This window comes from Bifidobacterium rousetti (assembly GCF_008698235.1).
Classification (GTDB): domain Bacteria; phylum Actinomycetota; class Actinomycetes; order Actinomycetales; family Bifidobacteriaceae; genus Bifidobacterium; species Bifidobacterium rousetti.
On sequence record NZ_PEBH01000008.1, the window covers coordinates 26,678 to 43,511 of the forward strand.

The window sequence follows — 16,834 nt, forward strand, 5'->3', positions numbered from 1 at the left end:
CTGCATGTCCGCAAAGGAATATCGGTGGGGAGGATGTCTGAGGGTTCGTGGCCGTGCTGAGACGGCCCCGATGGTCGGGGTCGGGAAAGGAACGGGATCATGGTAGACCATGGCATCCTGCCTGCCGAGCACATCAACGTGCTCGCATGGGCGATCCGCAAAAATGACCGACATCATACCGATCTGGCGGATGAACAACTCCAGCAGGAGACCGAACAGTATGCGAACCTGCTCGCAAGGCTTAACACGCAGGACCATGGCGGTGACCCGTCCGCATACCAGTGGGCCGAACCCCGTCACACCGACTGGGATGATTACGACATCTTCAGGGCGTTCAGCGCGTACATCCACAGCACGCCGTCCTACCATGTTTATGCTAATGAACCGGATGCGGAAACCTATAACATGCATGTTGATCTTGTGGAGGCTGTAGCCGATACGATGAGCATGGCGCTCCTGCGTACGGAAGCAGCCAACGAGTATGGGCCGATGGACGTGCTCGGCGACATGGTCATCAACGCGGACAGTACGCCTGACCAGATACACCGCGACTGGTACCTGAACAAGGTAAGCCACAACATGGTGTTTGGCATCAGTCCGATTCTCGGGCGGGACGAGACGCGGAAGATCCGTACGGACGAACGGTTCGCCAACGCGCCGACGGCCGTCGACAGGCTACGGTTCGCGGCGGAACGGTTCGAGGAGACAATCAATCGCACGGCACACGACTACTCCGGAACTTGGGCAGACGAAAAGAACCTGACATTGGAACGGTTCGCACCCCTGACGCTCGAGGCGTACGGGGTCGGGCCCATGGTCGAGGATGCCACCGACACGGATCGCAAGCGTGCCGCTTCGATCCTCGGGGATGAGATTTTGAACGCGGTTGAGGTCTGGGATGAGGACGTGCCGACTGAGGAGACTCGTAATCAATGGGTCGACCAAGTGGGTATTGATGAGCATTGGCATCGCTATCTGACAGATGAGCTCCTCACCGAGTGGCCGGACGAACAGTTCTATGAGCGGCTTGATCAGTCGATCCGTGGATTCCTTATCGACGACGGTCACGAGGACATGCTGTGGAGCAGGATGAGACACTACTCGCCAGTGGAGGAGGAAGGCGCGGACGTTCTCACTGAGCATGAGATGTTCGAGGAGTATTACGTTGGTCTCGTCGGGAAGGCACTCCATGCCGACGATCCCAGTCTGGACCGCGAAGCCGTCGTCGAATTGTTGCAGGACGCATACCCTGATGATTATAGGAGAGCGTACAAGCATACGGACGTCACCCCCGCAAGTAATCCCAAGGAAGCGGAGGCCGTCAGGAACCTCGTCAGGGACCGGCTCGACATCATGATCGACATAGACAACGCCCCCCAAAGCGGCGATCTGTACTACAACCACAATATGTGGATGTACGATGTCAATGACATGCTCGACAACATGAACACCGTCGCCTCGGATCTCACCGCACTCGTGGAGACGTGGGTCTCCGGCTCCGCCGAGGCATCCGTGGTCGCTGAGCCGGATCTCACCGCACTCGTGGAGACGTGGGGCGAGACCATGGATGATGTGATGCGTTCGGATCATCCGACCCGGATCGCGGACCGCATCCTTGAAGCCAACGGCCTCGACCCTGTCGAACAGCCCGACTTGGAATCGCAGGTCGCGGATTACATCACGCCCACGTTCGACCGGCTCGACGGGGATCTGCCCGCCGGCAGCAACACGTTCGCCCGGCTGGCGATCGAGGATCATTCGGAAGGCGCGGAATACGCGCCTGCGGAACCGGAGCCGGACATGACCAATGGGGCGGGCGCGTACCCGGATCCGGTCAACGCCGACCCGTACGCCAGTCCGGCCGATCATGCTCCCGACCCAACGACGGCCACCGCACAGCAGCCGGACGTGTCCGCAGGACCGTGGCAGAACGCGCTCCAACCCGAGTTCTAACATCCACGAATATTCGAGTCCACGGCAAGCCACTCGGCTGGCAGTCGGATCAAGACAAACCACACAAGGGCGGGGCATCCTGCAAGGGTGCCCCGCTCCTCTCGTATGTGATCAGATGGAATATCGGCGGGGAGGATGACGAGGGATTCGTGGCCGTGCTAAGACGACCCTGATGGTCGGGGCCGGGAAAGGACACGGGATCATGGCGGACCATGACATCCTGCCCGCCGAGCACATCAACGTGCTCGCATGGGCGCTCACCAGAAACAAGGACATCAACCCGGAGCAGGCCGGTGAATGGCTGGCCGCGTTGAACGCGCGGGACAACGGGGGCGACGCGGCCGGCTACCGGTGGGCCGAACCCCGGAGCATGGCCTGGAGCGACGGCGACATCATGCTCGCCGTCAACGCGTACGTCAACAGGACGCCGTCGATCCTCCGGACGCAAGAGGACGACCGGCTCGACGAGCTCGCCTACACGATCGCCACCATGCCGAGGGAATACCACCGGGATTCCGGCATCCCGCGATACAGACAGGACAGGGAGCTCGTCATCCAATCGGACAGCGACCCCGAACGGCTCGCGCGCGGCAGGTTCCTCGACAACCTGTGCGACAACCTCCTGGGCGAGGCCCGCCGGCTCGACCCGGACGCGGCCGAACGCATCCGGACGGACGACCGGTTCGCCCACGCGGCGGACCCGGTCGACAGGCTCCGGTTCGCCGCCGAGGCATACGGGAGGACCCTCGATCGGGCCATGAACGCGATGTACGTCGACTGGGGGCTCGACGATGATGACCCCAAGTCGATGGACAGGTTCGCGCCGCTCATCCTCGAAGCGTACGGGCTCGGCCCACGTGTAGAGGACGCGACCGACACGGAACGGTCCCGGATCTCGGGCATGCTCCAGGAGAGGGTCGGCGACGTGGACGCGTGGAACGTGGACCGTCCGCTCGAACGGGCGAAACGGCAGTGGACGCGCGACAACCCCTTCGACCGCCAATGGTGGGGGTACATCGTGATCGACACCGACGGGATCAGAGACGAACGGTTCTACCGCGGACTCAACCAGGCGATCCGCGGCGTGTTCGACAGGCACGGGGCCACGCCGCCCAAGGACGGGCTGTCCGGCCCGTTCCACCTGTCCGAGAAATCCCGGTTCATGGACTACGCCGACGCGCTCGGAGGGCTGATCGACAAACGGCATCCCGACCACATCTCCGAAATGCTCAGGAACGCGTACGACTGCGCCCCGGCGGGCAAGGACCGGGACCCCGGTTTCTACCCGTCGGACGAGGTGAAGGCCGTGAGGGACCTCATCCGCACGGACCTCGACCCCGTGGCGGGCCATGACATGAGCGGGATGCTGCGGGGCGTCCACGCCGATTGGATGGCCTCCAGCGACGACCTGCTCGCCGACCCCGAACGGTACTACGAGCACGAGTACGAGGAGGAGTATGAGGAGAACGAGGAGTACGGCGTGGACGATTGGACCGTCGCCGGCCTCGTGTGGAAGTGGGGCGAGACCATGGATGATGTGATGCGTTCGGACGACCCGTCAAGGATCGCGGACCGGATTCTCGAAGCCAACGGCGTCACCCCGGTCGGGCATGTCGCATTGGGGGCGCGGGTCCTTGAATACATCGACCCCACGTTCAGGCGGCTCGACGGGGACCTGCCCGCCGGCAGCGGCACGTTCGCCCGCCTCGCGATCGAGGACCATCTGGAGGGCGCGGAACACGCGCCGGCGGAACCGAGACCGGACATGACCAATGGGGCGGGCGCGTACCCGGATCCGGCCGACGCCGACCCGTACGCCAACCCGGCCGACCAGGCGCCCGACCCGACGGCCGCAGGCGTGCAACAGCATGTTCCGACACCGGTGGGGCCGTCGCTCGGCTGACATCCCGGAACCATACGCACACGATAAGGCGGGCCGCCCACATAAGGACGGCCCGCCTTCCCATATCCGATGACGGGAATATCGGGTGAGCGGATTCGATCGGATTCGTGACCGTTCAAGGACGGCCCCGACCCGTGGGGCCGGGAAAGGACATCGACATCATGGACAGTCAAGAAGACAACCCGCAAAGCATAATTTACAACTTGTTCGACTCCATTGAACTCGAGACGCCGTTCGTCGACGAAGGGCATTACGTCAGGCATCTTGCGGACCTCGCGCTCGTGAACGACATCTGGAGAACTATCCTCGAACTGACGGACAACGAACCGATCAACTGGAGCACCGACCGACAGACCAAGATCGTCCGATTGTCGCCGATCGGTTCCGGTGCGGATGACGCACTGTCGCTGTTTATGCGCAGGAAGGAGGACGGTTCACTCACGGCGTGTCTCGAACGACCGGGCGCGGAAGGATCCCCGCTGAAGGTATTCGCGGAGAACCCTTCCAAGCCGGATGAGACGTTGCTGGACACCGACATGATGGAACAGTATCTACGGGACGCGTTTCATCTCCCGCAGGGAAACGAGCCCGTATCCGCGGGACGCGTATACGGGTGGTTCGAGAACACGAACCACAGGCTCGCGATGATCGCGGCACAGGAACCGGACGCCGTCAAACCCGGCGAATGGGCCATGCGCGTGTCCAACGGCGCATTCGTGAACAAGGCGCAGGTGGACAGGGTGATTCCGACGGAGTATCAGCAGAACCGGTTCCTCGCCATGTCGGACGTAGTGGCAAACTACAGGTTTGGAGTAAGCGACCCGATTTTCAACCTTGAGCAGCTGCCCGATGATGTATCGGAACGCTGGAACGATCCCGCGGCGTACTGGAACGACCCCGAAGCGCAGTTGTATTGGGATGTCTTCAGGCCTAAGGGGTACACCGCAGATGAGCTTTCCCGCCCGTATTATGTGTTCTATCCCGACGGTGACGACAACGTCGATGTGCAAATGCAGCTGATGCTCGAGTATTGGATGAAATCGAACGACGACATCAGACTCTCCGACACCCCCGCTGATATCGCGTACCGCATAACCAACTTCGGAATCAATAGCGGCGTCGATCCGTTGGACAGGCCCGGCCTGATGGCGGGACTGGAGGAAATCGTCGAGCCGACGTTCAAGAGTCTCACGCATGACATGCCCAAGGGAAGCATGGCGTTCGGTATCGGGCTCATCAAAGGATGCAACCCGGACACGGTCACGCAATGGGAGATCGACAACTTCGATAACAGAGATTCCTATTCTCTGGGGGAGGACGACTCGCCGGAAGAGGACAGCATGAGCATGCAAATGGACCTTGAGATGCCTTTCACGGCCGACCCTTTCTGGAATCCGGCAGAACAGGATCCGTATGAGAACCCGACCGACCATGCGCCTGATCCCAATGATCCTGGACAACAGCCGCAGGGCCCCGCACCATCGGGACCGTCGCTCGTTTGAAAATCTCCGAAAACATTCTCGCACACGATGAGGCGGGCCGCATCCCACAAGGTGGCCCGCCTTTTTCATGTCCGATTTCCGGGAATATCGGGGGAGTGGATTTCACCGGTTTCGTGGCCGTTCAAAAGGACGACCCCGATCCATGGGGTCGGGAAAGGAACAGGATCATGGCCGGTCGACTGACAGGGAACCATATCCGGATGCTCGCCGACACCTACGAGCGGATCGTCGCCGACGGCACGCCCGCGCATGACGTGTACTCCGCGATCGATCCCACGCATGGTGGTAGCGGCGAATACCGGACGCCGAATGTGAGGGATTGGACGGACGTGGAGATCATCCAGGCGTGCAACAGGTATCTGACGTGGCTGAACGGGCAATCCGATGACGCCATGCCTGAGGCGCGGACGCTGGTCGAACGGCTGCGCGGCAAGGCGTTCGAACGGTCGGGTCTCGCTGATGAGGGCGTCGAATCACCTGAGCTTCTTGGAGCGAGGAGTGTCGGCGACCGTATCCGCCCGCGTCCGATCCGTGACCAGCTTTCCCGTATCAGGACCCTCGACCGGGTCCTGACCCGATCGGCGGCGGACCATGGTTGGAATCTGGGCACTGGTACGCCTGCCATGAGCCCGCTTGACAGGGTGCGATCCCGCACACGAGCATACGGGCGACTTCAAGCGGCGAATGATCCGAACGTGCGATCTGACGCGAACAGGCACGGGGACATGCGTGCCCTGCTTATCTTGGAATCGTTCGGTTTGGGGAACCATTGGAAGGAAGCGGAATCCGAGCTCAGGGCCGTGGACATCCTGCGCGCCGACGAATTCGAACCGCTCATCCATCCGTGGGAGCGTACCGAGGGCCTGCATACGGCGATCGACACGTGGGAACGCAACTGTGTGGCGTTGGATGATATGCCGTCCGGACGTGGCGTCATGTCGGACATCACGCGACTGGCGTCCGTGCTGGACAATCGGGTGAACGTCATGCTCGTCGAGGACGGGTATGACATCGTTCCCGACGACCTGCCGCCCCTGCCGGCCGTGTCGGGACGCGGGCCGATCCCGGAACTGCGCCGGGACGCGCACCGGCTCGGCCTCGACCTCGCGCGCAGCCTCGACACCGACGGGACCATGACCGGCAAGGACACGATCCGCAAGGCCGTCCGGTTCGGCGAGCTCCTGCTTGAATCGTACGGATTGCGCACGCCGGTCCATGACGCCACGTGGGACGAACGCGCGAACATGGCCGACCTGATCACGAATCGGATCGACCCGCACATCGCCCCCGTCCTGTGGTGGGACGTCACCCCGGTCAACGGGGGAACCGCGCACGACGCGTGGATGCACGCCAACCAGGACGCACGGCCGGCCACACCCGAACCGGAACCCAGTGAACCCGTGCATGCGAGCACCATCGACCCGGACGGGTTCGTGCGTGACATCGCGGAGACGCTGCGCACGGTCTCCCAGCAGGGTTTGGTCGATCTCGCGTCGGCCCATGGGGTCATGACCGTCACCCGTCACGACGCCAAGCCCGGCGATCCGAAGGTCCTCATCAGTCTCAGCGACGGCGGATACCCCGACGTCGACCATTCGGACCTGTCCGCCACGGCGACACGGGTCTTCGCGGACGGGAACACGCAACCCTGGTGCCGGTACGACCAACATCCCGGGGAGGATACGGGCATGCAGACGGCCGACGGGTCGGAGCGTTTCGTCGGAACCATCCTCAACGGTCTGGGCATAGACCAGCCCATGAACCTGTCGGGACGCAGCCGTGCGACTGCATGGCTGTCCTACGTGGGGGGAAGGCTCGACAGGATCGCACGATACAACCAGTCCGAACAGATCCTCGACAATGACGAGACCGTGCTGCGCATCCCGTCCGGCGGGCTCGTGGGCCTCGACCAGTTCCGCACCATCCTGCCCGACCCACTGCAGCAGGACCGGTACATCGCCATGGCCGGCAACCCGCGCAACATGGGCCGGGTCCCGGACAAAGAGTGGAACGACCCCTCCCATTGGGCCACACTGGCCGGTGACACGCTCATGGACAACGACGCGGACCCTACGCGCATGGGATGCGCGTTGACCACGCCAGCACGCGAACCCGCCACCATCGGACGGACCTTCCCCATGTACCAGGACGGGGCCGACGGCCAGCCATACCGTGACCTGCACGCCGCCACCCAGGCCACACTGGAACGCTCGTCCATCGAATCCGCGTACCCGGATCCGGTCAACGCCGACCCGTACCTGAACCCCGCCGCCCAGGCGCCGATCCTGAACGCCACGGTTCCGGAACCCACGCCGGCAACGGTCGGGCCTTCGATTGGCTGACCATAAAAATGACAGGCATGAGCAGGGGCGGGTCATCGTATCGGATGGTCCGCCCCTTGTTTGCGCCCGCATGACAATATCGGGGGAGTGAATCCATGCCGGGCCGTGACCATTCCGATACGACCCCGACTTGTGGGGCTAGGAAAGGACACGGGATCATGGCATACTTCGACATTCTGCCTGACGAGCACATCAACGTGCTTGCATGGGCCCTCGTCCGGCGTGGCGGAAGGCATGACGATCTGGAGGCCGGCGAATGGCTGGCCGACAGGAACAGGCGGCCGTCATCCTCTGACATGCACGGGAATGTGCCCGAATACCATTGGGCGTTGCCCCGGCATGAAGACTGGAGCGAGAGGGATCTCGCCGCAGCCGCCAACGAGTACGTCCAGAACACGTTTATCGGCTGGTCGGAGTTGTGGGACAACCGTTTCAGTGATCTGGCCCATATGGTCACGGACATGGCGCGTGAGGCGCCGTATGGTGAGACGCTGGTCATCCGCGCGGACAGCACGCCGTCGAGGACGGCGCGTGACTGGTTCCTGCAGGATCTGTTCGGCAACTTCCAGGAACAAATCCAAAGGCTCGGATCGGACGTATACGTTGATAAGAACCTCGATAGGATCGGCAACCTCCGGCATGCCGCCAAGGAGTTCATTTGGGCCCTCGATCAGGAACCGGACATCGAACCGGTCGCCGACGCTTCGCGGCCGGACAGGATCGCGGACCTGGTCCTCGAAGCGTACGGGCTTGGGCCCTATGTCGAGAACGCCACAAGCGTGGAACGCTCCCATCTCGCCGCCCTGCTTGACGGGCCCATCGGACACGTCGACCCGCGCAACGCAGTCACCGAACTCGAACAGCATGCGAAGGAATGGATGCGGATCCACGTGCCCGACACCGCATGGTGGAATACAACGGACAGGACGATCGACAGGCTCAGCGACGAACGCATGTACGGACGGCTCAACAAGGCCATATACGCTTGGCGGCTCGGCTATGACCGGGAGCGGAAGATCCCCGGCTACGAACGCCCCTCCTATGATCTGCCTGAGCGGGTCCAGTTCAAGGAACACGCCGACCTTGCCGGCAAAGTGGCCCACGCATACCAGCCGGAACTGGACGCTGATCGCATCTCCGTGCTGATCCAGGACGCCTTCGATCCCGCAGGACCGAACTCCCCGGCGGGATACCCGCCGGAGGAGGTGGATTGGGTCCGGTATCTGATCGTGGAACACCTTAGGCCGGAGGCGATACAGAGCAAAAGCATCAGCAAAGATGTCGAACAAGCGTTTACCTCATGGTGGGACGGGGCAGCCGCGATGATCGGCGAATGGGAGTACGAACCCCAGGACCCGGAACCCGATGAGGACGGTGACCCCTCGTACGACTGGACATACGACGAGGATGACGACATGGACGACGACCTTGAACCCTACCCGTCTGACAGCATGCCCGTCGACACCGCGAACCTCGACAAGCTCGTGGAGACATGGGGCGAGACCATGGACGATGTGATGGTCTCCGACCATCCGACCCGGATCGCGGACCGCATCCTCGAAACCAATGGCCTCGACCCTGTCGAACAACCCGACTTGGAAACACAGGTCGCGGATTACATCACGCCCACGTTCGACCGGCTCGACGGGAACCTGCCCGCCGGCAGCCGCACGTTCGCCCGCCTCGCCATTGAGAGCCACTTGGAGGGCGCGGACACGTCCGGTCCGGTCCAATCACCCGTCGTCGGAACGCCGGCATACCCGGATCCGGTGAACGCCGACCCGTATGCGAGTCCGGCCGACCAGGCGCCCGACCCGACCGCCACGACATCGCCGACCGTCGACCCGTCACCGGCGAGGCCGGCTCCGACACTCTAGAAAACAACCGACGTCACAGGAGGGGCGGGCCGGACGGTCCGCCCCTTTTCGCTTGTCCGGCATGGGAATATCGATGGTCCCGTATCCGTGCGGACCGTGGACCGTTCGAATACGGTTCCCAAACAGCGGGACCGGGAAAGGATACAGGAATGGCCAGAGTGAATCTGTCCGACAGGCAGCTCGCGGCGCTTGCCGAAGCATACCATGATCGCGTCGCGGAGCAGGCGCTGCCCGTGGAACGGGTGTTCGACCTACTTGCGGACAACGACCCGGAACGCCAGTACACGGCGCACATGATGCCCAGACAGTTGGATGACATGGAAACCGTCCAGGCGTGCAACGCGTATTTCAGCCGGGTGCCCGACGCGGCCGGCACGCCGGCCGGCCAGCTTGTGGACCAGTTGCGCGATCAGGCGTTTGCGCAGGCGACCGCCCCCGGCACCGGCCTGGAGGATCTGAACACCCCCGGACATGATCCGAGCCGGCTTGGTTCCCTGTTCATCGGCGAACCGCTGGTACCCCCGGACTCGGGCGTTCCCAACGCGACGACGGTGGAGTGCGACATCGATTGGGACGGCCCGTATGATGACGAGGACGACATGCCGTACCCGGATCCGATGGGCGCCGACCCGTACGCGAACCCGGTCGACCATGCGCCCGACCCCACGGCCGTCGGCATGACGCAACCGTCGCCGTCACCGTCCGGACCGTCGCTGTCCTGACAGGCCATCCACGATCGAACACGAGGAAGGCGGACCATTCTCACGGGATGGTCCGCCTTCCTCGTGTGTTCCGGCATGGGGAATATCGGGAGAGTGGTATCAACGCGAACCGTGATCCGGCTGAGACACGGCACCGGAACGTTGGTGCCGGGAAAGGAACAGGGATCATGGCAGAACCACAGCCAAGCGACGTCACCCGACCAACCGAATACGATCTCGCCGAACTGATCGACGGCGGCAACAGGGGAGGAATATCCTGGTTCGCGCAGGACATGGCGTCCGCCATCCATGATCTGACGGTCCGCGCGCCCGTCAACGCGACCATCGACTACGACAATTACACGATCAACTTGACCAGACGCGACGCCGGGCCGGATGATCCGATCGTCAGAGTCGGCCGCGCGTTCGCCGGGTCGGACAGCGACCGGCTGCAGACCATCAGGCAGGTCAACGGGGGCCGTGGCTATCTCGTGGAATTCCCCGCCGACCCGGATCGTGCCGGACACGGCATGTACGGCGGGGACGCGCTGGAACGCTACCTCGCCCAGGCGCTCGACGTGCCGGCCCCGCAAGGCGTCACCCCGGAACGGGCAGCCGCATGGTACGAATCCATGAACGGACACCTCACTACACTGACCATCCAACGCCGCGACAGGATACGGACGGACCGCAGCACGCACCTGTTCTCGCCGAAAGTGGGTGTGATGAACTTGGAAAGCGGTTTGGGGATTACCCTTGACCAGTTCTTCAAGGTATGCCCGGGCGAAACCCAACGGTACCGGTTCATCGCCATGATAGACAGCCATGACGAGCGAAACCGGAATGAGGAATTCGCCAAGGCCGCGGCTTCTGACCCGTATTGGGCGTCGAAGCATTGGGACGACCATGACTATTGGAGCGAGATAGAGCAGGGCACCCGAAACGTGTGGCCACCGGAAGAAAAACACCTCTTCTTTAACCCCTGGAATGATTTGGAACCGAATCCCATTTACGTCGAAAACCGCGGCTATGACTTGATCCGTCACTGGGGTGACGACAAGTACAGTTTCTCCTGGCAGTCACCCCGGTATGTGGTCGAAAGCATCATGCGGGCCAATGACATGGACATGCTCGAACATCCGAAGCTCTTCCAGAGCCTGCTCATTCGAGTCACCCCGTTCCTCGAGAAATTGGACCACTCCCAGTCGTTCACACGCGGCAACTTCGCTCGCCACATCACCGACAACGAGCCGTTGCAGCCGTTGAACATCGAACCGGGCGGGGACAATTGGGTCGAGGGGCTGGGCGACGGCTACGATCCCAAGGGGGTCATCGCGATGGGCTGGCTGCCGGTCGACAAGACGCAGATGGACCGGCGCATCGAGGTCAGCCGGATGATGTGGTCCGCGCAGGAACGGTTCGGTGATTTCGCGCCGGGAGGGTTCGTGTCCGACGCGGCGTCCATGCTCGTGGACCTTGAATCAAAGGGCGTGATCACGATCCACCCCACCCCGGCCGAAATCGGCGGCGTCGACATCACCGCAGCCAATGCCACTCCTACCACTCCTATCGAAAAGAAGGAGACGCAAAGAAAGTGGAGTCGGGTCCGGGGGACGGTGATCGGATTCACACCCGTGGAGGAACTACAAGGCGACCGTACGATCAGGCTGACGGCCACGCGCGGCGACATGCCCGGCGTGGATGCCAACGACGCTCGCATCGGCATCGCGGTCGTGAAACCGGACGATATCATCCCGCTCGGGTCATACGATCAGCATCCCGACGCGCCCGACCCGTCCGTCGCCAACATGGACCTCATCCGGGAACGCCCCGAGCGTCGCGGCATCGGCAAATGGTCGTGGAACGAGGCCACGCAGCAGACCGTCATCGAGAACTCGGACCAGCTCGCCGACACCCTGCTCCAGGATCTCCACATCACCCCGCCCGAGGACAGGACCGTCACACCGACGCGTGCGGCCTCATGGTTCCAGTACGCGCAGGAACGGGTGAACGCCTACACCACGCACAACAGTCCGGACGGGTCCACCCGGTTCGACGGCACGCCATTCCAGTCTGACGAGCTGACCCTCCATTCGACGGTCGGCAGCCTGATCGGCCTGGACCAGTTCCACAAGGCGTTGCCCTCCACCATCCAACAGGACCGGTATATCGGCATGATGCACGACAACATCACCGAAAACACCGTGAACAACTGGAACGACCCCGCGTACTGGCATGCTAGGGCCGCCAACGCGCTCCTGGCCGGCGATCGTGGGGAACGGCAGGCGCACGCGGCCCTGACCACGCCCGAACGGAACGCGCTGCCACGTGAGGAACGTCAACCGTTGTTCCCCGACGCCACCGGCGAAGAACTCTACCAGGCGTTGCACGCCGGACCCGCCACCGTCCCCGCCATCGACTCCGCCGTGATGCGGGGGATCGACCCCGGTCCGGCCATGTATCCGGATCCGGCGAACGCCGACCCGTACATGAACCCGGTCGACCATGCGCCCGACCGGTCCGGCCCGTCCATCCCGCAGCCGACGGTCGCACCGTCGGGCCCGTCGCTCGCCTGACACGGGCTCCGACAACCAAGGGGGGCGGGCCATCCACGAATCGGATGGCCCGCCCCCCTTCGTATGCGTTTGATATCAGTATACGGCGACGATGATGATCGACCCCACGCACAGGAGCGCGGCGACGATCAACGTGCCGATCCACACGGGTGTCCGACCCTTGTCCGTGAACATGCTGCATGCGCCGATCACGGTCATCGCGAGGCCTACCACGCCGAACACGCTCACCTGGTCCCACAATGGCATCAGCGCGAAGATCGTGGCGATCACGGCGAGGGTGATGCCCGCGACCGCGAACCCTCGACTCAATTCGTTCGGCGTGCGCGGCGCACGCTCGGGCGTGGGCGTGGGCGTGGGCGTGGGTTGTGGTTCGGGCATGGGTTGCGGCGGGATCATTTGTGGCTGGTTTCGATAGTACGGGTTGGGTGCCGGCATCGTCCTCGACCTCCTCCGGCTGGGTTCCTTGTGGACGCTTCCATCATCGCCGAGGAGAAGGGTGTGGCGCATTGGCGAAACCCACGAAAACCTGCGCCCCCGATTGGACATGCCGGCATCGTCTCCTAGAAACCGGTGACGTCCGGCAACGGCGGCAAGGGCGTGGAATATCGGCGGGTCGGTGACGGGAGGGGTTGTGACCGGTCTGAGTCGGCTCCGACAGGCGGAGCCGGGAAAGGGAGACTGGATCATGGCCACTGTGAATCTGCCGGACGAGCATCTGCGGGTGCTCGCCGACGCCTATGAACGATACGTCGACACCAGTGTTGACGGGGAGCATGCCGATGCGGCCGACGTGTTCGACCTGTTTGCGGGGCACGATGAGGACAGGCGTTTCGCGCCGCCGAAGCTCAAGGACTGGTCGGATGCGGAGATCGTCCGGGCGTGCAACACGTACCTTGACCGGACATACACCTACCCGGCATTCAGAACGGCGAGAGATCTCGTCGACAAGCTCAAAGACTCCGCGAACCGTACGGTATTCGAACGCCGCCCCGACGATACCCGTATGCCCCTGGTTGATGATGCGACCATCGACTCAGCATGGGCGTCCGGCGGGCTTATCATCACCGGGGGTGAGGAGCCTGCCGGGACGCGGGAACGTGAACGCATGGCCGGTACGCTCGACCGGACGCTCACCGGCCTGATCCATGAACGAGGCTGGGACGCCACGCGGCTGGGCGTCGACGAGCCGGGTGACGATCCCATGCGGCGGATCCGTGCGCACGCGCGCATGTTCGGCCGCTCGAGCGTCGATTACAGGCAGGATGACCCGGATGCGATGCGTGAGGAGGCGCGCCGCCACCAAGGCGACCTGCGCGGCCGGCTCATCCTCGAGGCGTACGGGCTTGAACCCCCGACCCCGGAAGCGGATGCCGGGGCCGAACTGGGGGTCGTGCGCGACATGGTCTCCCAGGAGCTTGACCCGCGATTCCGGAGGACGGCGGCTGCGGAAGCGGCTCGTGGCCGGCTCGCCATGGCGGTGGACGAGCGTCTGAACGCGATCAGCACAGCCGACAGGCATGCCATGACGCTCGAGGATGCGAACAGGCTGACGCGACAGGCGGGGCAGCGGCCGGTCATCCTCCTGGACCAGGACGTGCGATTGTGGAACACGGAACTCGCCGGCGACATCCAATCCGACGAGCAGCCCGATCCGAAGGATGTCATGCAACGGGCGGTCACGCTCTCCGGTCTCCTGCTCGAAGCCTACGGTCTGAGACCACAGGTCGAGAAGGCGGAACCCAGAGACCGTCGCGTCGTGGCCACGATGCTGCGTGACCGCGTGGACCCGTGGATCGACCCCGAGCTGTACGCCGCCCCGCCTGTGACCAATGGTGTGACGCACCGCGCATGGATGCGGGACAATGATCCGAACCTGATCGCCACGGACCCGTGGACCGACCCGTCCGCGCCCGAATTCGACACGCGGGCGCGAATGGCCCGTGTGGACGACATCCGCGCCATGGCATGGGATACGCCCGAACACGCCCAGGACATGACGGCTGTGGGCGACGCCGCCGCCTACTGGTTCACGGTCGACGCGATGAGCGCGATCGCGGACCTCGAAACCCGAGGCCTCGTCGACCTGAACCCCGCCGGGAACGGCGGTGTCATCGTCTCCCGCCCCGACATGACGGACGAGGATCCCAAGGTGCGGATCCGTATCACCGACAACCAGAACCCCGATCATGGTCCGGAAGGCGCCAGCGTCCAGGCGTCCCTCATGTGTACCGGCGAGGCGACGACGCTCATCGGCCGCTACGACGAGCATCCCGACCCGGCCGTCAGCGACATCCCCGACGGGGAACACCTGGCCGCTCGTACGCTCCAATCACTCGGGTTGAACCCCGAGGCCGCCATGAACGTGACCCCCATGCGTGCAGAAGAATGGCGCCAGTCGGTCGAAGGGCGCCTCGACCAGGTCGCACGGGACAATGACGTCGACCGGCTTCTCGACCCGGGCGAGGTCGCGTTGCGACTGCCCAACAGGGGACTCGTCGGCCTTGACCAGTTCCATGAGCTCCTGCCCGACCCGATGCTGCAGGACCGGTACGTCGTCCTGGCGCCGTTGACTCCCACCATGGCAGTGCTCTGGAACGCAGCTGGACACTGGAACGACGCCGACTACTGGAAGGATGAAGCGCAGTGGACCTTCAGACCATCATCCCTCAAATGGATGAATGGGTGCAAGGTCACCACACCGGCCCGTGAAGCGTTGCGCAACAACCCCCAGGGGCATCAGATGCCCCTGCCTGACATGTATCCGGAGGGCGCCGGTTCGACCCCGTACGAGGATGTTCACGGCGAACCCCACGTCCTGCCCATGCCCGGGCTCACTGTCCCGCCCGCACAGGACGCCCCCACACCGGACATGACCGGCGGCCACCCCAATCCGGTGGACGAGGACCCGTACGAGAATCCGGTCAAGGCGCCTGACCCGGCCATGCCCCAGCCGACGCCGGGACCGAAGCCCGCCCCCTCCACGAGCATGGGGCCGTCGCTCGCATGACCGGCATCCCGATCAACGCCCGCGCCATCGGCGCGGGCTTCCCCATACTTGGTACAGACCCGTCCCGACGGCTCGCCCAAGCGTGCGACGGCATGCCGACCCCCGGCATGGTCGGCGACCTGCGGCTGGTCGAGGACGGGCGGCGGATCATGACCATTGAGGGCGACCCGCGATCGGCGAATCCCGGGGACCTGTCGTTCGCCGCGAGGCTTGTTGATGAGGCGCGGTATACGGGGTGGACGCTCATGGCCGGCATGGGCAGGGGCGTCGGATTTAAGACCCTGCGTGACTGCGCCGCACGCCACATGCCCATGATCGGTGTGGACGCCGACCCCCGGATCGCGTATGCGGATGACACGCATCGGATGGGGCTTGCCCGTCTCATCGCCGACCAGGGACTCCTAATCACCCTGCCCGATGCTCCTGCCGGGAATGGCATGGCCATGCGTGTGCGCATGCGGTTGGCGGATTGGATCGTCATCGTGAACACGCCCGTCGACGGTCCGATCGTCGACGAGGCCCGGCAGGCCGCCGGAAGGGGAGCCGTGGTGTGGGCGTGCCCGTCGACGCCGGGATCATGGACGCATGGGCGTGAAGGCTGTGACCTGCTCATCCAGGAGGGGGCGGCCCGCCCGGCACATGATCCGAAGTTGTTGTTCCGTCGTACGAACGGCCTACCGGGGGAGCCGGTGACGGCAGGAGAATTGGATCGTCTGCTCGACCGGCATAAGGTCACCGATCCGGAGGAGCGGCGCTTCCATCATGCGATCCTCGCCAGAACCGGCCGGGTCATGGGATTCCTCACCCGATAAGCGGTGTCCACCCATGTCATCATGCGGGATGAAACGCGGGGTCGACCATACGTCGCGCAATGATGGACCGCGACAACAGGAACGACAAGCCCCGCGGCGCCCGGCGGAAACGACCGGACGCAACCCCGTGAACCGGGGGCGCGAGGCGTGGGATGGGACAA

At 63.8% G+C, this 16,834-nt stretch carries 10 protein-coding genes; 9 read left to right on the top strand and 1 reads right to left on the bottom strand.

The window, feature by feature from the left end:
• Positions 1-99: 99 nt before the first annotated feature.
• The 7 genes from CSQ85_RS08905 to CSQ85_RS08935 all read left to right on the top strand — a co-directional run bounded on the left by CSQ85_RS08905 (position 100) and on the right by CSQ85_RS08935 (position 12,854).
• Positions 100-1,953 (top strand): hypothetical protein, encoded by a 1,854-nt coding sequence (locus tag CSQ85_RS08905; protein WP_150383761.1) that lies wholly within the window; start codon positions 100-102, stop codon positions 1,951-1,953.
• Positions 1,954-2,155: 202 nt separating this feature from the next.
• Positions 2,156-3,856 carry a hypothetical protein gene (locus CSQ85_RS08910; RefSeq protein WP_150383762.1) on the top strand — a complete coding sequence of 567 codons (1,701 nt, stop codon included), beginning with the start codon at positions 2,156-2,158 and terminating at the stop codon, positions 3,854-3,856.
• Between the two features lie 161 nt (positions 3,857-4,017).
• Positions 4,018-5,358: a hypothetical protein gene (locus tag CSQ85_RS08915; RefSeq protein ID WP_150383763.1), complete on the top strand. Its 1,341-nt coding sequence runs from the start codon at positions 4,018-4,020 to the stop codon at positions 5,356-5,358.
• Between the two features lie 167 nt (positions 5,359-5,525).
• Positions 5,526-7,700, top strand: coding sequence for a hypothetical protein (locus tag CSQ85_RS08920; RefSeq protein ID WP_150383764.1), 2,175 nt, complete (start codon positions 5,526-5,528; stop codon positions 7,698-7,700).
• Positions 7,701-7,858: 158 nt separating this feature from the next.
• Positions 7,859-9,577, top strand: coding sequence for a hypothetical protein (locus tag CSQ85_RS08925; RefSeq protein ID WP_150383765.1), 1,719 nt, complete (start codon positions 7,859-7,861; stop codon positions 9,575-9,577).
• A 149-nt stretch (positions 9,578-9,726) separates the two neighbouring features.
• Positions 9,727-10,299, top strand: a complete 573-nt coding sequence (locus CSQ85_RS08930; RefSeq protein WP_150383766.1) for a hypothetical protein — start codon at positions 9,727-9,729, stop codon at positions 10,297-10,299.
• Positions 10,300-10,466: 167 nt separating this feature from the next.
• Positions 10,467-12,854: a hypothetical protein gene (locus CSQ85_RS08935; protein WP_150383767.1), complete on the top strand. Its 2,388-nt coding sequence runs from the start codon at positions 10,467-10,469 to the stop codon at positions 12,852-12,854.
• Between the two features lie 75 nt (positions 12,855-12,929).
• Here CSQ85_RS08935 and CSQ85_RS08940 read toward each other — a convergent pair whose 3' ends face one another.
• Positions 12,930-13,232, bottom strand: a complete 303-nt coding sequence (locus CSQ85_RS08940; RefSeq protein WP_190972979.1) for a hypothetical protein — start codon at positions 13,230-13,232, stop codon at positions 12,930-12,932.
• Between the two features lie 307 nt (positions 13,233-13,539).
• Between CSQ85_RS08940 and CSQ85_RS08945 the strand changes: the two genes are divergently transcribed.
• Complete coding sequence (locus tag CSQ85_RS08945; RefSeq protein ID WP_150383769.1) at positions 13,540-15,861, top strand: hypothetical protein; 2,322 nt, start codon at positions 13,540-13,542, stop codon at positions 15,859-15,861.
• Positions 15,858-16,673, top strand: a complete 816-nt coding sequence (locus CSQ85_RS08950) for an LOG family protein (protein ID WP_150383770.1) — start codon at positions 15,858-15,860, stop codon at positions 16,671-16,673. The genes CSQ85_RS08945 and CSQ85_RS08950 overlap by 4 nt, the downstream gene beginning before the upstream one ends.
• The last annotated feature ends 161 nt before the right edge of the window (positions 16,674-16,834 follow it).